This window comes from Winogradskyella psychrotolerans (assembly GCF_018860545.1).
GTDB lineage: Bacteria > Bacteroidota > Bacteroidia > Flavobacteriales > Flavobacteriaceae > Winogradskyella > Winogradskyella psychrotolerans_A.
The window spans coordinates 221,588-239,127 of sequence record NZ_JAHKPN010000052.1; the positions used below are offsets into that span (position 1 = coordinate 221,588).

The 17,540-nt window shown below is 33.4% G+C and carries 17 protein-coding genes; 12 read left to right on the forward strand and 5 right to left on the reverse strand.

From position 1 onward, the window contains the following. Window position 1 precedes the first annotated feature (1 nt). Window positions 2–373: a hypothetical protein gene (locus tag KO515_RS16890; RefSeq protein ID WP_215937510.1), complete on the forward strand. Its 372-nt coding sequence runs from the start codon at window positions 2–4 to the stop codon at window positions 371–373. A gap of 64 nt (window positions 374–437) precedes the next feature. On the opposite strand, the gene KO515_RS16895 is transcribed toward KO515_RS16890, so the two are convergent. Then, a complete protein-coding gene (locus KO515_RS16895; RefSeq protein ID WP_215937511.1) occupies window positions 438–926 on the reverse strand; it encodes a hypothetical protein in 489 nt (162 codons plus the stop codon). A 46-nt stretch (window positions 927–972) separates the two neighbouring features. Beyond that, a complete protein-coding gene (gene hutH / locus KO515_RS16900; RefSeq protein WP_215937512.1) occupies window positions 973–2,502 on the reverse strand; it encodes a histidine ammonia-lyase in 1,530 nt (509 codons plus the stop codon). 243 nt (window positions 2,503–2,745) lie between these two features. Here hutH and KO515_RS16905 point away from each other — a divergent pair, with 243 nt between their 5' ends. Next, a complete protein-coding gene (locus tag KO515_RS16905; protein WP_215937513.1) occupies window positions 2,746–3,783 on the forward strand; it encodes a TlpA family protein disulfide reductase in 1,038 nt (345 codons plus the stop codon). A gap of 69 nt (window positions 3,784–3,852) precedes the next feature. On the opposite strand, the gene KO515_RS16910 is transcribed toward KO515_RS16905, so the two are convergent. After that, window positions 3,853–5,403, reverse strand: a complete 1,551-nt coding sequence (locus tag KO515_RS16910; RefSeq protein ID WP_215937514.1) for an NAD(P)H-hydrate dehydratase — start codon at window positions 5,401–5,403, stop codon at window positions 3,853–3,855. A 385-nt stretch (window positions 5,404–5,788) separates the two neighbouring features. On the opposite strand from KO515_RS16910, the gene thrA reads away from it, so the two are divergent. The 10 genes from thrA (at window position 5,789) to KO515_RS16960 (ending at window position 15,473) form a co-directional block, all read left to right on the forward strand. Then, a complete protein-coding gene (thrA, locus tag KO515_RS16915) occupies window positions 5,789–8,263 on the forward strand; it encodes a bifunctional aspartate kinase/homoserine dehydrogenase I (protein ID WP_215937515.1) in 2,475 nt (824 codons plus the stop codon). 2 nt (window positions 8,264–8,265) lie between these two features. Continuing rightward, entirely contained in the window at window positions 8,266–9,189 is a 924-nt protein-coding gene (locus KO515_RS16920; RefSeq protein ID WP_215937516.1) for a homoserine kinase, read from the forward strand. 132 nt (window positions 9,190–9,321) lie between these two features. Next, window positions 9,322–10,611: a threonine synthase gene (gene thrC / locus KO515_RS16925; RefSeq protein WP_215937517.1), complete on the forward strand. Its 1,290-nt coding sequence runs from the start codon at window positions 9,322–9,324 to the stop codon at window positions 10,609–10,611. Window positions 10,612–10,630: 19 nt separating this feature from the next. Continuing rightward, entirely contained in the window at window positions 10,631–11,455 is an 825-nt protein-coding gene (locus KO515_RS16930) for a DUF4328 domain-containing protein (protein ID WP_215937518.1), read from the forward strand. Window positions 11,456–11,540: 85 nt separating this feature from the next. After that, window positions 11,541–11,891 (forward strand): ribose-5-phosphate isomerase, encoded by a 351-nt coding sequence (locus KO515_RS16935; RefSeq protein WP_215937519.1) that lies wholly within the window; start codon window positions 11,541–11,543, stop codon window positions 11,889–11,891. A 71-nt stretch (window positions 11,892–11,962) separates the two neighbouring features. Beyond that, window positions 11,963–12,505 (forward strand): TlpA family protein disulfide reductase, encoded by a 543-nt coding sequence (locus tag KO515_RS16940; protein ID WP_252723895.1) that lies wholly within the window; start codon window positions 11,963–11,965, stop codon window positions 12,503–12,505. A gap of 6 nt (window positions 12,506–12,511) precedes the next feature. Beyond that, window positions 12,512–13,273 carry a thioredoxin family protein gene (locus KO515_RS16945; RefSeq protein WP_215937520.1) on the forward strand — a complete coding sequence of 254 codons (762 nt, stop codon included), beginning with the start codon at window positions 12,512–12,514 and terminating at the stop codon, window positions 13,271–13,273. Window positions 13,274–13,447: 174 nt separating this feature from the next. Then, window positions 13,448–14,311, forward strand: coding sequence for an AraC family transcriptional regulator (locus KO515_RS16950; RefSeq protein ID WP_215937521.1), 864 nt, complete (start codon window positions 13,448–13,450; stop codon window positions 14,309–14,311). An 87-nt stretch (window positions 14,312–14,398) separates the two neighbouring features. Continuing rightward, window positions 14,399–14,599 carry a hypothetical protein gene (locus tag KO515_RS16955; protein WP_215937522.1) on the forward strand — a complete coding sequence of 67 codons (201 nt, stop codon included), beginning with the start codon at window positions 14,399–14,401 and terminating at the stop codon, window positions 14,597–14,599. A 13-nt stretch (window positions 14,600–14,612) separates the two neighbouring features. After that, the gene (locus tag KO515_RS16960) at window positions 14,613–15,473 is read left to right on the forward strand and encodes an SDR family oxidoreductase (RefSeq protein ID WP_215937523.1); all 861 of its coding nucleotides are present in this window, start codon (window positions 14,613–14,615) and stop codon (window positions 15,471–15,473) included. 102 nt (window positions 15,474–15,575) lie between these two features. Here KO515_RS16960 and guaB read toward each other — a convergent pair whose 3' ends face one another. Continuing rightward, on the reverse strand, window positions 15,576–17,048 hold the full coding sequence (guaB, locus tag KO515_RS16965) for an IMP dehydrogenase (RefSeq protein WP_215937678.1): 1,473 nt from the start codon (window positions 17,046–17,048) through the stop codon (window positions 15,576–15,578). A gap of 130 nt (window positions 17,049–17,178) precedes the next feature. Further along, window positions 17,179–17,532 carry a DUF6686 family protein gene (locus KO515_RS16970; protein WP_215937524.1) on the reverse strand — a complete coding sequence of 118 codons (354 nt, stop codon included), beginning with the start codon at window positions 17,530–17,532 and terminating at the stop codon, window positions 17,179–17,181. Window positions 17,533–17,540 lie beyond the last annotated feature (8 nt).

The following is a 17,540-nucleotide window of genomic DNA, read 5'->3' on the forward strand; positions in this document are numbered from 1 at the left end:
CATGACCGAAATCCTAACATTCGATTTTTGTGATATTGCGATTCACAATCATTATGTCATTGTAGTTATAAATGAAGGAATTACAGTGACTCCAAAACATAATTCTGCACTGATAAAAATTACAGAAACTTATTTTTTAAATAAACCCTTTGTATACATTTCACATCGATGCAATTCCTATGCTATAAATCCAGAAATTTATTACGAAACTGCCAAAATTGAAACCTTAGTGGGTTTGGCTGTAGTTTCTAGTAATTATCAAGCAAAAATTAATGCTCAGATAGAAAAAATGTTCTTTACTAAACCCTTCGAAATTTTTACTGAAATTGATGATGCCGTGGCTTGGGCTAAGGATTTAGTCGCGGAACAATAAATCGATACCAGACATTTAGATATAGCACAACTACTATTTTAAATCATGACTAATACTTAAAAAATTAGTCAAAAGGATCACTATACGTATGGTTGATGGAACCTTCTGTAATAACAACCTCATTACCACCGATTATGGCACTACCTGAAAATGTAGCGCTAAAACACGTGTTTTTATTCACGGTGACATTACTTATCAATTCTGACTGAACAAAATCACCTTCCGCAGAACTTCCATTCTGAACACGTAAATAATTAAATTCTTCGATGATATCTGTGCCTGTTTTCTTATATGGAAGTTTTAAAGTAACAGCATAAGTGTCTTGTTGCGGAGTATAAAAGCCACTAGCTAAATTCAAACTTAAGGTATGTCCTGAACCGTCGTTATCCAAATCGATTCCTCTTCCTAAAATTTGAAAATCCATTACTTCTCCATTAATTGTCATTGTTGCATTTTCAGTTTGAGGACAAGACACCGCATCATCATCATTTGAACAAGAATTCAAAATGATGAAACTGATAAAGGTTATTAAACCATATTTAATTGATTTCATTTATAGCTATTGCTTTAAGTTATGATAATGAAATTTAATTATAAACTTACTTTAAATTATAAGAATTCAAAAATAATTCTTCAATTTCAATATCTACATCCTTTAAAAATTGAATAGAAGCCTCTATAGATTCATGCAATACTTCGTCAACCCTAATAAAAGGTACCACTTTTCTGTATTGCTCTAAAAATGACTCTAATAATGGTGACGTTTTTAAAGGTCTTCTAAATTCTATAGCTTGTGATGCATTCATCAACTCAATAGCAATAACGCGTTCTACATTTTTAACCAAAGTATAAGCTTGTGTTGCGGCATTGGCTCCCATACTAACATGATCTTCTTGGCCATTACTAGACACAATACTATCTATACTTGCCGGAGATGCCATTTGTTTGTTTGCACTTACTATACTAGCGGCTGTATATTGTGGAATCATAAAACCAGAATTTAACCCTGGGTTATCAACTAGAAACGCAGGCAATCCTCTTAAACCAGAGACTAATTGAAACACACGTCGTTCTGATATGTTTCCAATTTCAGCCATGGCAATCTTTAAATAATCTAAGGCTAAAGCTAAAGGTTGACCGTGAAAATTTCCACCAGAAATAATTAAATCTTCTTCGTGAAAAATATTAGGATTATCTGTCACCGAGTTAATTTCTGTCAAAATCACTTTTTCAACAAAGTCTAAAGTATCTTTTGTTGCACCATGAACCTGAGGAATACATCTAAAAGAATAGGGATCTTGAACATGCTCTTTTTCGCGAGCAATAAGCTCACTTCCTTTTAAAAACTCATTAAATCGCCTTGCTACTTTACGTTGCCCAGGATGCGGTCTTACAGCATGCACTAAATCGTGAAACGGATCTAAACGACCATCAAAAGCATCTAACGAAATACTAGCAATAATATCTGCTAAGTATGATGTTTTGTGCGACATTAACAATAAATAAACACCATAAGCACTCATAAATTGCGTACCATTTAGTAAGGCCAAACCTTCTTTGGCTTCAAGTGTAATGGGGTCCCAATTAAATTCTTCTAAAAGTGTGGCTGCCTCGTATTCTTTATTATTGTGCACTACTTTTCCTTTTCCTAAAAGTGGTAATGCCAAATGCGCTAAAGGCGCCAAATCACCAGAAGCTCCTAAAGACCCTTGAGTAAAAACAAATGGAAAAATATCATTATTAAAAAACTCAATCAGACGTTCTACAGTGGCCAATTGCACTCCACTATGACCATAACTTAGCGATTGTATTTTTAAGAGTAACATCACTTTTACAATCGGTTCTGGAACACGATCTCCAGTGCCACAAGCATGAGACATCACCAAGTTTTCTTGCAATTGACTTAAATCAACATCAGAAATTTTCACATTATAAAGGGAACCAAAACCCGTATTAATACCATACATAGGTTTTTTTTCATTAGCCAGTTTTTCGTCTAAATAGGTTTTACATTTCTTAATTTTATTAGCCGATGCTTCTGATAGTTTTAATTTCTTGTTTTGGTAAAAAATATTGTAAATCGTAACAATATCTAAAGCATCAGATGAAATGATATGATAGTTATCCATGAAGTTTATTTTAACGGTCTTTAAAATTGAGAATTATTTTGGGTTTTACCATACAATAATTGATATTTCATTTATTTCTAATCAAATTATTTTTTTGCTTAGAATTAATCGCTAAACAACGATTTAATCTAGTCCATAGGATGTTGATTTTTGGTCTTATCCATCTTCTAAAATTTTATAAAAATTTTAAAATAGGCCTTACATATAATGTTTATTTTTGCTTTCAAATAAATAAAACGAGTTATGAAACGATTACTATTACCTTGTATTGCTGTAACGTTATTTGCATGTAAAGGAGAGCCTAAAGATTACGTTACACTTTCTGGAAAAATTGCAAATCCTGATGAGAGTAAAACCTTAAAAATTTTCAATAGAAGAAATTATGAAAAAGCCATTACCCTAAATGACGATGGTACGTTTAAGGATACTTTAAAACTTGAAGCGGGTGATTACAATTTTCAACACGGAAAAGAATACGGTCAGATTTACTTAGAAAATGACAACGAAACATCGTTTGAAACGGATTACAATTCGTTTATAGATTCTATGGTCTTTAAAGGAGATGCCTCTGATTTAAATAACTTTTCGGTTCAATCATTTTTAATTTCTAAAACTTATTTCACAGAACAGTTAGTAGGTATAAGTGATATGGAAAAAGTAAATGAAGCCATTACAAATTATAAGTCTGCTTACGATGATTTAAAGAATAAATATTCAGAAGTAGATTCTTCTCATATTGCTATAATGGATAGAAACATTAATATGTCTGTAGAGCAAATCACTAAATTTATGGAGCGTAAAATAGCTACTCTTAGCGCGTTTCCAAAAGGGTCGCCTTCTCCTGTTTTTGAGAACTACGAAAATTATGCTGGCGGCACAACATCGCTTTCGGACTTGAAAGGTAAATATGTTTACATCGATTTATGGGCAACTTGGTGCGGTCCTTGTATAAAGGAAATCCCTTCGCTTAAAAAAGTTGAAAAACAATATGAAGGTAAAAACATAGAGTTTGTAAGTATTTCTTTAGATGAAGGTCGTAGTTATAAAGGAGATGCTGAGGAAGCTTATAAAGGTTGGAAAAAAATGATTAATGAAAAAGAATTAGGTGGTATGCAATTAATTGCTGACAATGGTTTTGAGTCTCAGTTTATACGAGACTATAAAGTTAATGGGATTCCAAGATTTATATTAATAGATCCTGATGGAAATATTGTGAGCTCTGATGCTCCAAGACCATCTACTTCGGCCTTAGTAGAATTATTTAACGAGTTGAACATTTAATTGTCCAACTTATTATTAAAAAGCCTGTTTAAATCATTTAAACAGGCTTTTTTAATTTCTATACTAAGCTTACTTTTTTTGATTTTCTTCTTGTGGCTGCTCTGGTTGTTTGAACAAATCGATATAAGCCTCACCAATCGTTTCAATAATATGACTGGCAATTAAGCTTTGATATCCATAATCTTCCAAGGAAATATCAGCAGATTTACCATGTAAATAGACTCCAAAAATAGTTGCTGCTAAAGGTGCATAACCTTGAGCTATTAATCCCGAAATCATTCCAGTTAACACATCGCCACTTCCTGCCGTTGCCATACCTGGATTTCCTGTGGTATTTATATATAGCTTATTTTTATTCACGGTAGTTGAATGTGCGCCTTTTATTAAAACAATGACATTATACATTTGAGAAAATGCTTTTACCTTTTCTAATTTTTCAAAATCATCGGACCACTTCCCTATTAAACGTTCTAATTCTTTTGGGTGCGGTGTTAATACGGTTTGCTCAGGCAACAATTTTAAAAGGGCTTTCTTTTTTGACAAAATATTTAAGCCGTCTGCATCAATAACTAAAGGCACTTTATTTTTCTTTAAAAAAACTTCTAAAGCTTTTACGGTTTCATCAGATGTACCGAGTCCTACTCCTACACCAATCACAGTTGGTTGTATATCAAAATTAACACTAGAAATATGTGTATCACTCTCATCTGTAATCACCATAACTTCTGGTACTGCAGTTTGCAAACTATGATATCCACATTTAGGAATATAAGCTGTAACCAATCCTGCTCCAGCTCCTAAAGCGGCTCTACTTGACAAATTAACAGATCCAATTTTTCCATAGCTTCCACCTAAAATCATCACATGGCCATAGTCGCCTTTATGCCCAAATTTTTGTCGTGGTTTATACAATGGCAATACTTCATGTTTAGAAATCAATTCAACTTCTGTTTCGGTTTGCATCAAATAATCACGATCAATCCCTATATCTAAAACTTCCCATTGTACCGTATATTTTGCTGTTTCCGGTAAAAAGAACACCAATTTTGGAGATTGAAAACTCAACGTATACCCTGCATGCACCACAGCATCTTCATCTTCTACTGTTTTATCTGAATATAATCCGGATGGCATATCTATAGACAAGGTAAATGCTTTAGACGCTTTAAATTTTTGAAATAAGGCTTTTACCCAATCATTTGGAGGTCTATTTAAGCCAATACCAAAAATAGCATCAACTATAATATCATCAACACCAATTTCTATTTCAGTAAAATCTTCTTTACAGCTCAACATCGTTGGCCATTTTTTACTCACATTTTTAATACGATCATAGTTGATTAAAAAATCTTTTGAGCGTTTATCACTACAATTCACAATATAAGTTACCACATTATAGCCATGTGTAATTAAATGCCTTGCTAAAACAAGTCCATCACCACCATTATTACCAATACCACAAAACACATGAATTGGGACTTGCGCTCCTTGCATGCGTGTATGCATCCAGTTAAAAATCTGAATTCCTGCACGTTCCATTAAATCTGTAGAGGAAATATTTTGGCGTTCTGTGGTTAACTTATCGCCTTCGTAAATTTGTTCTTTTGAAAATAATTTCATGTAATACTATCTATTGTTTATCATAGAGATTTGGCACGCTTATAATATGATATTCCACTCGTCTGGAATATTTTAATAAGAATGTCTATCCTATTGCGTTAAAAGCTTTTGTAAATAACAAGATTTGTTTCATTTTTAATAATTAGAAGCTGTATTTTTAACAAATCCTTAAAAAGAAACGAATTGTTTTTTTATTGTTATAAAAATAATACATTTGAAATGTAATGAAGAAAAAAATTAACATATCAACAATTTCTATTTCACAGTCTATGTGTATGTCTATGTTTTTTATTTCAACGATTATTACCCTTTGGGGTAATTTATAATATGCTCTCCGTCCCTTATTGTCTATACAGACATTTTATTCTCTTAAAATATATTTAATATGAAAGTTCTCAAATTTGGAGGAACATCAGTAGGTTCAGCCGAAAACATAAATAAAGTTATATCAATTTTAGACCAACAATCTAAAACTACTAATATTGCTGTTGTAGTATCTGCTGTTGGTGGTATTACAGATAAATTATTAGACGCAGGAAACTTAGCTTGCGATAAAAATTTAGACTATAAAGAAAGATATGATACCATATGGTCTATACATAATTCTGTTATTGAAGGTTTATTTTTAAATCCGGATAACGATAAATCATTACAAAAACAGCAGGATGATTTATATGATTTAATGACCGAAAAATTAGGTGATCTTAAAAATCTCTTAGATGGTATTTATCTCATCAATGAATTGTCTCCAAAAACAAAAGATAAATTATTAAGTTTCGGTGAAAAACTATCCTCAACTATAATTTATCATACTTTAAAATCTAGAGCCATAGATGCGGCTTTAAAAAATTCGCAAGAATTGATTGTTACAGATTCAAACTTTAATAATGCTATTGTAAATTTTGATATTACAAACGGTAATATCCAATCGTTTTTTAATTCAAATGAAAACGCTATTGTATTGTTACCTGGATTTGTTTCAAAATCTATCAATAACGAAATTACAACGCTTGGCCGTGGTGGTTCCGATTACACGGCTGCCATTATCGCAGCAGCCATGGATGCTAATGAATTACAAATATGGACAGACGTAAGCGGTATGTTTACAACCAACCCAAAATTAGTAAAGCAAGCCTCTCCTATTGTAGAATTATCCTATCAAGAAGCTGTTGAATTATCGCATTTTGGTGCCAAAGTTTTGTATCCACCAACGGTAATGCCAGTACTTAAAAAGAAAATTCCTATCGTGATTAAAAACACATTAGATCCAGATGCTGTTGGTACCACAATTAGTCAGAATGTAACGCTAAATGAAAATTCTCCTGTAAAAGGCATCAGTAATATTGATAACATCGCGTTACTTACCTTACAAGGTAACGGTATGGTAGGTGTTCCTGGATTTAGTAAGCGTTTATTTGAAACGCTTGCTCAAGAGAAAATCAATATTATTTTAATCACGCAATCATCCTCTGAGCATACCATTTGTTTCGGTATTTCAGATCTTGATGCACAACGTGCTAAGACCGTGATTGATACCGTATTTGAATATGAAATTGCCCTTCAAAAAATTGATCCTATTGTTGTAGAAACTGATTTATCTATCATCGCAGTCATTGGTGATAAAATGAAAAATCATCAAGGTATTAGCGGTAAAATGTTTAGTACGCTTGGAAAAAACAACGTAAATATTAGAGCTATTGCACAAGGTGCTTCGGAACGTAATATTTCCGCTGTGATTCATAAAAACGATGTAAAAAAAGCATTAAATAGTTTACATGAGCAGTTTTTTGAAATTAAAACCAAACAAATTAATTTATTTATTACAGGAGTTGGTAATGTTGGAGAACGTCTTATTGAGCAAATCAAGCAACAAAAAACGTATTTAAAAGAGAACTTCAAAATCAACTTAAGAATTGCTGGTTTATCCAATTCTAGAACCATGGTTGTTAATGATGAAGGTATTAACTTAAAACACTGGAAACAAGAATTAGAAAATGGAGAAAAGTCAAGTTTAGATGGCTTTTTTGAACATGCTAAAAGCTTAAATTTAAGGAATTCTGTGTTTGTAGATATTACAGCTAACGAAGCCGTTTCTAATATTTATGGCAAATATTTGAAACAAAGTATTTCTGTGGTTGCTTGTAATAAAATTGCGTGTTCTGGAAATATTGAATATTACAATGAATTAAAAGTTTTATCGCGACAATACAATGCATCATTTTTATTTGAAACTAATGTAGGAGCAGGTTTACCTGTATTAGATACGCTTAGTAATTTAATAACTTCTGGAGATAAAGTGAATACGATACAAGCCGTTTTATCAGGAAGTCTAAACTTTATTTTTAATAATTTTAATGCGGAAACGACGTTTCATGATATTGTAAAACAAGCGCAAGAAGAAGGGTATACAGAACCTGACCCTAGAATTGATTTAAGTGGAATAGACGTGGCTAGAAAAGTATTAATTTTAGCGAGAGAAAGTGGTCATGCTATTGAATTGTCACAACTTGAAAGTGATAATTTCTTAACTGATAATGCTTCTAACTCTGATAGTGTAGATGATTTTTTCAAAACATTGATTGAAGATGAAGCCTACTATCAAGGGCTTTTCAAATCTGCGCAAGACAATAATTGTCAGCTAAAATTTGTCGCTGAATTTAACGATGGCAAAGCTAAAGTTGGACTTCAGGAAATACCAGAAGGGCATCCATTTTATAATCTAAAAGGAAAAGACAATATCGTTATGTTTTATACACAACGTTACCCTGAACAACCACTAATCATTAAAGGTGCTGGTGCTGGTGCAGATGTTACAGCTTCTGGGTTATTTGCAGATATCATAAGAATCGCTAATAATTAGATATGAGTAACGAAATCAAAATATTTTCACCTGCAACGGTAGCTAATGTGGCTTGTGGATTTGACGTTCTAGGTTTTTGTTTAGATACTATTGGTGACGACATGGTTATCAGAAAAACAGAAGAAAAAGGTATAAAAATCACGAAAATTGAAGGTTACGATCTACCGTTTGAAGCTGAAAATAATGTGGCTGGCGTTTCGGCTTTAGCGATGTATAACGCTTTAAAACCCGATTGTGGTTTTGAAATAGAAATATATAAAAAGATTAAACCAGGAAGTGGAATTGGTAGCAGTTCTGCAAGTGCAGCAGGAAGTGTATTTGGAATGAACGCTTTATTAGGTTACCCGTTAAATAAAACAGAATTAACCAATTTTGCCATGAAAGGTGAAGCTTTAGCCAGTAAATGCGAACATGCCGATAATTTAGCGCCAGCTATTTTTGGTGGATTTACATTAGTTAAAAGCGCCAGTCCATTGCAAATTTTAGAGTTACCTACTCCACCCGATTTATTTGCAACCCTAATTCACCCACAGATTGAAATTAAAACGTCTGAATCTAGAGCGATTTTACCAAAAGAAATTCCTTTGAGTAATGCTATTGCCCAATGGGCAAATGTTGGCAGTTTGGTGCATGCTTTACATACATCGGATTACGATCTAATTAAAGATGCCTTGCACGATGTGGTGATTGAACCCTATAGAAAGCAACTAATTCCACATTTTGATGCCGTTAAAACTGCAGCATTACAAGCGGGAGCTTTGGGTTGTGCTATTTCGGGTTCTGGACCTTCAATTTTTATGTTGAGTAAAAGTGAAGAGACAGCTAAAGATGTTGAAAAAGCCATACGAAACGTATACGCAACATCAGATATACAATTTGAAACTTATGTTTCTAAAATTAATGTTGAAGGGATTCGGGTTTTGTAATAAAAAATGACAGAAGACTTAAGCATAAAATTATAACACAAAGCTTCACAGAGAAGGCACGAAGATTCACAAAGAATTTTCGCTAAACAGTCAACTTAATAGAAGCGTACAATAATTTAGAATAAAAATATCATGAACTACTATTCTCTAAATAGAAAAGCACCAAACACAACCTTCGCTGACGCGGTAGTCAGAGGACTCGCGCCTGATAAAGGTTTATATTTTCCAGAATCTATAACACCATTAGATCCTTCATTTTTTGAAATCATTGAAGATAAATCAAATGCTGAAATTGCGTTTGAAGCTATTAAACAATTCATCCTTCCTGAAATTCCAGAAGACGTTTTAAAAACGATTGTTGAAGATACACTAAACTTCGATTTTCCCGTAGTTGAAATCAATGAAAATATTTCTACCTTAGAGTTATTTCATGGTCCAACCATGGCATTTAAAGATGTTGGTGCGCGCTTTATGGCAAGATGTTTAGGCTATTTCAACAAAACAAATACCAACGACGTTACTGTTTTAGTAGCTACATCAGGAGATACCGGTGGAGCCGTTGCGAACGGTTTCTTAGGTGTTAAAGGTGTTAATGTCGTCATCCTTTATCCTAGTGGAAAAGTGAGCGATATTCAAGAAAAGCAGCTAACCACGCTTGGTCAAAACATTACAGCATTAGAAGTCGATGGTGTATTTGACGATTGTCAAGATATGGTAAAACAAGCCTTTATGGATAGAGAATTGACAGATCACATGCAACTCACTTCTGCCAATTCTATAAACATAGCACGTTGGTTGCCACAACTCTTCTACTTTATGTTTACGTATAAGCAATTAAAATCTAAACATAAAGATATAGCATTCTCAGTACCAAGTGGAAATTTTGGTAATATCTGTGCAGGTATGGTTGCTCAAAAATTAGGCTTACCTATTAAGCATTTTATTGCAGCAAACAATGCGAATGATACGGTTGTGAATTATATGATGTCTCAAACATATAATCCGAAACCATCTGTTCAGACGATTAGTAATGCCATGGATGTTGGTAATCCGAGTAATTTTATAAGAATTCAAGAATTACACAATAATGATTTTGATACTTTAAAAGCTAATTTATCGTCTTACAGTTATGCTGATGACGCTACTAAAACTGCACTTTTAGAATTATATAATGACTTTAATTACATTGCAGATCCTCATGGAGCAGTTGGGTATTTAGGTGCTAAAGATTATCTAAAAAACAACGATGCACACGTGGTGTTTTTAGAAACTGCGCATCCTACAAAGTTTTTAGATGTAGTTGAGGAGGTTATTAAACAAAATGTAGACTTACCTCCTCAAATTGAATCTGTAATGGATAAGGAAAAAGTGTCTATTAAAGTTAGTTCTTATGAGGATTTAAAATCGTTTTTGTTGAAGTAACAGTAGAAAAATGTAAACCATGACAGAAGAACAACTTGAAGATTGTGAAAAATGCCTTAATAGAAAAAGAGGTCGCATTGACCTTGAAGCTATTTGTAACATTAAAGGAAAAACTTTAGACTTCGAAGGCAACTGTCGCGATTTTCAACATGATAATTCTGTCGTTTCAGGAAAAGAGAATAAAATTAATGCCATAAAACCCAACTTAAAAAGAGCAAAGCTTGCCAAAATATTTATTTGGGCCGTAATGGCATTAGATATACTTTCTATTGTCTCGTCTTATTTACAGTACAATTTACTATTAGACTTTCAAAATAACGAATTTATATCAGACGAAATGCTCGAATCAAATGACTTGAGAGAACAGTTAGTCGCTTATTTATATCTCGTTGTTTTTATTATATCTGCAGTCACTTTTATACAATGGTTTAGAAGAGCTTATTATAATTTAAACATAAGAGCCAACTGTGACCACTCAGAAGGATGGGCCGCTGGTAGTTGGTTTGTTCCTATAATTTCATTGTACCGTCCATATCAAATCATGAAAGAAATGGCGACCAAATCAACACAGCTAATTAATTTAAAAACCTCTCAGCAAAACATCGTTAAAACTTCTACAATTGGAATATGGTGGACACTATGGATTATATCAAACTATATTGGGAGCTTTCTTTTTAAAAGTGCCTTTAAACAAGAGACCATTGAAAACTATATTAACGCTACTCTAGGTGATATTGTTTTATCTCTAATAGGTATACCTTTAGCAATTGTTACCGTTTCAATGATAACATCTTATTCTAAAAAAGAAGAAGAACTTACGAAATTAGAAAAACTAAAAAATTAGTCATATTGAATAGAGATTCTTTAATTTTCGAACTGTACTTTTTTAGAAATTAGTTCAGTATTTTTATGGAAATTAGAATAAAACAATGCCTAAAACCTTATACACCATATACGTTATAGAACTATCTAAACGCGTCTATACCGAAAACGCTAAGTTTAGAAATGCCAATCCGCAATTTAATGGTGTTTTAGAATGCTTATATGTCGGCATGACGACCAAAACTCCCAAAGAACGTTTTCTTCAGCATAAAACAGGACATCAGAACAAAAGAGGTCATAAAATCTCATCCAATATCGTTGAGAAATATGGTACCTACTTACGCCCTAGCCTATTCAATCATATTGATCCATTTTTCACTAGAGCTGAAGCTTTAAAGGCGGAAGAACAGATTGCTTTAGAATTACGCCGTGAAGGGTATGCCGTTTGGTTTAATTAGAAAAAAATTAAAGTCTAATTAAACCTTTAGTGCAGCCTTAAGTCTAACCATAACTAACACAACCCATTATTTTGAACACTAACACACTAAATCACCTAAAATCAACAGTGTACATCATTCTTGCGCTCATAACTTTTACCAGCTGCAATGATACAAACACAGAGAAAACCACTACCTCAGAGGTAAAGGAGAATGTGAATCAAGACATTCCTGTGTACGATTTTAATGAATTTGAACCTCTTATTTATACGGACTCAGATACAACCTATCTCATTAATTTTTGGGCAATGTGGTGCGCACCTTGCGTAAAAGAGTTGCCATACATTGAAGCATTCGCAGAAAAACACCCAAATGTTGAAGTTATTTTGGTGAGCTTAGATTTCCCAAAAGATATGGAGACAAAACTTAAACCTTTCTTAAAGAAAAAAAACATCAACCAAAAAGTTGTATTATTGGATGATCCAGATTCTAATTCATGGATAGATAAAATAGATCCTAATTGGTCTGGTGCAATTCCATTTACCATTATGTTCAACAAAAATGAGCGTTTATTTTACGAGCGATCTTTTGAAAGCTTAGAAGACTTAGAAAACCAAATAAAAAAACTTAATTAAAAAACCATGAAAAAAATCAGTATCCTAATAGCCATTATTGGCTTATCGGCAAGTGTACTTGTATCTTGTAAAAACGAATCTAAAACTTCAGAAGAACCTACTGCGGAAAACCAAAAGCATAAAGGAGAACGTCCTCCTCATGAAGGAGATAGAAAAGGACCACCACATGGAGGTGAACGCAAAGGGCCACCAAGAGGAGGTCTACCTGAACAAACCAAAACATTGGAAGAAATTGGTGGTTACGCGATTGGTGATGTTGCAACTGATTTTAATTTAAAAAATGTTGATGGTTCTATGGTGTCTCTAGACAGTTTTGAAAATGCAAAGGGTTATATCGTAACGTTCACGTGTAATGAGTGTCCATTTTCAGTATTGTATGAAGACCGTTTAATTGCATTAAATAATGAATATGCACCTAAAGGTTATCCTGTCATCGCTATTAATCCTAACAGTCCTGCGAATGAAAAAGAAGGTTATGCAGCAATGCAAAAACGTTCAGAAGAGAAAGGATTTACATTTCCGTATTTAGTTGATGAAGGACAAAAAATATATCCACAATATGGTGCAGTAAGAACACCACATGTCTTTTTATTGGATGCTGAGCGTAAAGTACAGTACATTGGTACTATTGATGACAATTCGAAATCTCCAGAAGATGTTAAAGTAAACTACGTTAAAGACGCTATTGAGGCTTTAGAAAAAGGTGAAAAACCAAGCCCTAATTTCACAAAAGCGATAGGCTGCCCTGTAAAAGCAGATAAGGCTTAAAATTCCTTATATAACATTTATAAAAAACAGCATCTTTTCGATGCTGTTTTTGTTTTTCAAATAGTTTTAAATGTATCCTTATATTAAGACTAAAAAGAAAATTAACTCATTTCAATTCTCAATGCTTTCAATAGTAATTGTTATTTTTATTCAAAACCTAAAATTAATTCATCATTGAATCATATCCCGAACATATCTTTTAAAAGTAGCGATGGATTTAATGACATTGAATGCATTCAATTATCAGAATTATTCTCTCGCATTGAAAACGATCTGAATCACAACCCACATTTGCCTCACCGCATTTCATTTTTTGCCTTATTAATTGTAACTGAAGGACACGGTGAACATCAAGTTGATTTAAAGACTTATAAAATTCAGAAAGATTCTATACTTAAAATTGCGAAAGGTCAGGTTCACGCCTTTCAAAATGATCCGCAATATAAGGGGTACCTCGTGTTATTTACAGAAGATTTTGTTTTAAAATATTTCTCAAAATCTTCTATTGAGTATATATCGCATTTGTACAACTATCATATTTCAGATCCTTTAGTTAAAAACAGCGCATTAAATGCCTTTTTTTTAGAACGAATAACAGAAGAGATTCAAAGTACAAACACCTATGTACAGAATGAAATTATAGCAAAAATATTAGAACTATTTTTATTAAAATTGGAACGTGAAGCTTATAAAACACCACTTGAAACGTTCAATAAAAAACACCAAAGTCTTTTTATTAATTTTAAAAATTTAGTAGAGAAAAATTATACAAACACGCGAAATGTCAAAGATTACGCGGAGCTATTAAACATTTCTACGAAGCATCTTAACACCATAGTTAGAGCAACCACATTAAATACAGCGAAGCATTTTATTGATAACTACGTCATCTTAGAAATTAAGCGTGACATCTTTAGTAGCACTTTAAGTCTTAAAGAAGTCGCTTATGAAAATGGATTCGATGAAGTTACTAATTTTACCAAGTTTTTTAAAAAACATACAGGTCTCTCTCCCAAGGCATTTAAATCTACACTTTAAATTTAGGTCTCATATTTACCATTTTTAACAGATTATTTACCTTTTGCAACTTTAGTCCTATTCAGAACTTTGTAATAAATAAATATTATGAGCGACATTGCAAAATGCCCTACCTGTGGCAGTTATTCTAAAATAAAAGAAAAAGAAGGAGAAACCATCTATCAAGCAGTACAAGATGAAGAGGCTTTAAAAAAAGTTAGCCAAATGAAGAAAGCGCTTGAAAAGTTTAAAACAAAAGCAGAACAACTTGAAAAAGAGTTAGAGGCTTTAAAATCTAAACATTCATAAACCATTATATATTATGAAAATTGCAGTAACATCAGCAAGCGGACATTTAGGAAGCGCCATTGTAAAAGCACTTTTAAAAGATACTGAACAAGGAAATGTCATTGCCATTGCAAGAACTCCTGAAAACGCGACACATTTAGGTGTTGAAGTCAGAAAGGGAGATTACAATAATCGTAAAGATTTCAATGCCGCTTTAAAAGGAGTAGACACTGTATTGTTAGTTTCTGGTATGGATCATCCACAGAAAAGAATACAACAACACCGAAATGTCATTGAGGCAGCCAAACAAAACGGTGTTCAAAAAATAGTCTATACGAGTATTGTTGGCGCTGAAGAAAACAATGCTTTTAGTCCAGTTGTGCAAAGCAATCGCCAGACGGAAGAAGACATTCGTAATTCCGGTTTAAATTGGGTTATTGGTAGAAACGGTATTTATATTGAACCCGATTTAGACTATTTAGATACCTATATAAAAGATGGTGAGATAAGAAATTCCGCAGACCGAGGAAAGTGCACGTATACAAGTCGTGAAGAATTGAGTTATGCCTACGTTAAAATGTTATTAGAAGTCAAACACAATAGTAACACCTATAATTTAGTAGGTGAAGCGATCTCGCAAAAGGAACTCGCCGATTTTATTAATCAGGTTTTCGGCACAAAATTAGTTTACAATACGCTTTCTGTAGAAGCTTATAAAAAAGACAGAATTGCTGAACTTGGTGAGTTTCTAGGTACTATCATCGCTGGAATTTACGAAGGCATAAAAAATGGGGCCAATGATGTGCCTTCTGATTATGAAAAAGCAGCGGGTAGAGCACATAAATCGACCTTGCAAATGATAGAACAATACCATCAAAATCACCTTCAAAACTAATCTCAATTCCCGTAAAATAACTATTAGCTAAAAAAAAACAGCAGCTTTTTCAAGCTGCTGTTTTTTAATTTTATATTGATTCCTGCTTTCGTAGGAATTTAGTTATCTCGAATAATTAGGAGATTCATTAGTAATGGTCACATCATGCGGATGACTTTCATTAATCCCTGAACTTGTGATTTTTACAAAACGTCCGGTTTCTTTTAAAGTCTCGATGTCTTTAGCTCCACAATAGCCCATTCCTGCTCTAAGGCCACCAACAAATTGATGAATACTTTCAACCAATTCACCTTTATATGGCACACGCCCAACAATACCTTCTGGTACTAATTTTTTAATATCGTCTTCCACATCTTGAAAATAACGATCCTTACTACCTTGCTTCATGGCTTCAACAGACCCCATACCTCTGTAAGATTTGAATTTTCGTCCTTCGTAAATTATCGTTTCTCCTGGACTCTCTTTTGTACCAGCCAAAAGTGACCCTAACATTACGGTATCTGCACCTGCCGCTATCGCTTTAGGAATATCTCCTGTATAACGAATACCTCCATCAGCAATTACCGGAACTCCTGTACCTTTAATCGCTGCTGCAACTTCTAGCACTGCAGAAAACTGCGGAAAACCTACACCTGCTACAACTCTCGTTGTACAAATTGAACCTGGTCCAATACCTACTTTTACAGCATCTGCACCAGCTTCGACTAAATACTTTGCGGCTGCTCCTGTTGCTATATTCCCAACAATCACCTCTAGTTTTGGGAATTTCTTTTTAATCTCTTTTAATACCGATACCACACCTTTCGTATGTCCATGAGCTGTATCTATAATTACAGCATCTACACTTGCAGCTACCAAAGCTGAAGCACGGTCTACAGCATCTGCTGTAACACCAATAGCTGCAGCAACTCTTAATCTACCAAAGGAATCTTTATTCGCATTTGGTTTTTGAGTGACTTTAGTAATATCTCTAAAAGTAATCAATCCTTTTAGATTAAAATTATCATCAACAATCAATAATTTTTCAATCTTGTTTTGTTGTAGAATTTGTTCTGCGTCTTTTAAAGACGTACCAACTGCAGCAGTCACCAGATTCTCTTTGGTCATTACTTCAATAATTGGCTTTGTCCCTTCGTGTTCAAAACGTAAATCTCTATTAGTAACAATGCCTTTTAATTTTCCATCATCATCTACAATAGGAATCCCTCCAATACTGTGTTCCGCCATATTTGACTTGGCATCAAAAACCGTAGCCGTTAAGGGTAAAGTAACCGGATCGATAATCATGCCGCTTTCAGCACGTTTTACACGACGTACCTTATCGGCTTGCTGCGCAATCGTCATATTTTTGTGTAACACTCCTATTCCACCTTCTTGGGCCATGGCAATTGCCATTTTACTTTCGGTAACCGTATCCATTGCTGCGGAAATCACAGGAATGTTAATGGTGATGTTTCTTGTAAATTTTGTTTGAATATTGACTTCCCGAGGAAGAATTTCAGAGAATGCTGGAACTAAGAGTACGTCATCGTAAGTAAGACCTTCTCCAACAATTTTATTTTCGTGTGCTGTCATGGCAATTAAGATATAATTGCGCACAAAGGTACGGATTTAATATCAACCAAGTATGCATATATAAGGTTTTAAGATTATTTTATTGTTAAGTACAAATTCTCTTGTGGTTAACCCTAAAAATGACACCTTATTAGTTCAAAATAAACGTATAATCAATATCAATTAAAGTTATTTCGTGTTCATAAACACTACCTCTATGACAAAAGAGGGCTTTAAGTTCAAGTATTTCTTGTTTATTAAACATTAAAACTAAATTCTCTTGAATAGAGGGAATAGGAATTTTTCGTTTCACTTTGGCATCAGCATACATCTCTTCCCAATACTCTTCTTCTATCGCTATTAAATAAGTTTTAAATCGATGGTATTGGTCTTGTGTGAATTCGAAGTAGATATTATTAAATTCTAAATGATAGACCTTACACCCTTTACATATAGATAATTCGCCATGACTAGTTTTTGATAAGACTTTTATATTATGACACATAAGTTCTC

Coding starts and splice junctions, on each gene's coding strand:
- KO515_RS16890 (WP_215937510.1), top strand. CDS start 2: ATGACCGAAATCCTAACATTCGATTTTTGTGATATTGCGATTCACAAT.
- KO515_RS16895 (WP_215937511.1), bottom strand. CDS start 926: ATGAAATCAATTAAATATGGTTTAATAACCTTTATCAGTTTCATCATT.
- hutH (WP_215937512.1), bottom strand. CDS start 2,502: ATGGATAACTATCATATCATTTCATCTGATGCTTTAGATATTGTTACG.
- KO515_RS16905 (WP_215937513.1), top strand. CDS start 2,746: ATGAAACGATTACTATTACCTTGTATTGCTGTAACGTTATTTGCATGT.
- KO515_RS16910 (WP_215937514.1), bottom strand. CDS start 5,403: ATGAAATTATTTTCAAAAGAACAAATTTACGAAGGCGATAAGTTAACC.
- thrA (WP_215937515.1), top strand. CDS start 5,789: ATGAAAGTTCTCAAATTTGGAGGAACATCAGTAGGTTCAGCCGAAAAC.
- KO515_RS16920 (WP_215937516.1), top strand. CDS start 8,266: ATGAGTAACGAAATCAAAATATTTTCACCTGCAACGGTAGCTAATGTG.
- thrC (WP_215937517.1), top strand. CDS start 9,322: ATGAACTACTATTCTCTAAATAGAAAAGCACCAAACACAACCTTCGCT.
- KO515_RS16930 (WP_215937518.1), top strand. CDS start 10,631: ATGACAGAAGAACAACTTGAAGATTGTGAAAAATGCCTTAATAGAAAA.
- KO515_RS16935 (WP_215937519.1), top strand. CDS start 11,541: ATGCCTAAAACCTTATACACCATATACGTTATAGAACTATCTAAACGC.
- KO515_RS16945 (WP_215937520.1), top strand. CDS start 12,512: ATGAAAAAAATCAGTATCCTAATAGCCATTATTGGCTTATCGGCAAGT.
- KO515_RS16955 (WP_215937522.1), top strand. CDS start 14,399: ATGAGCGACATTGCAAAATGCCCTACCTGTGGCAGTTATTCTAAAATA.
- KO515_RS16960 (WP_215937523.1), top strand. CDS start 14,613: ATGAAAATTGCAGTAACATCAGCAAGCGGACATTTAGGAAGCGCCATT.
- guaB (WP_215937678.1), bottom strand. CDS start 17,048: ATGACAGCACACGAAAATAAAATTGTTGGAGAAGGTCTTACTTACGAT.
- KO515_RS16970 (WP_215937524.1), bottom strand. CDS start 17,532: ATGTGTCATAATATAAAAGTCTTATCAAAAACTAGTCATGGCGAATTA.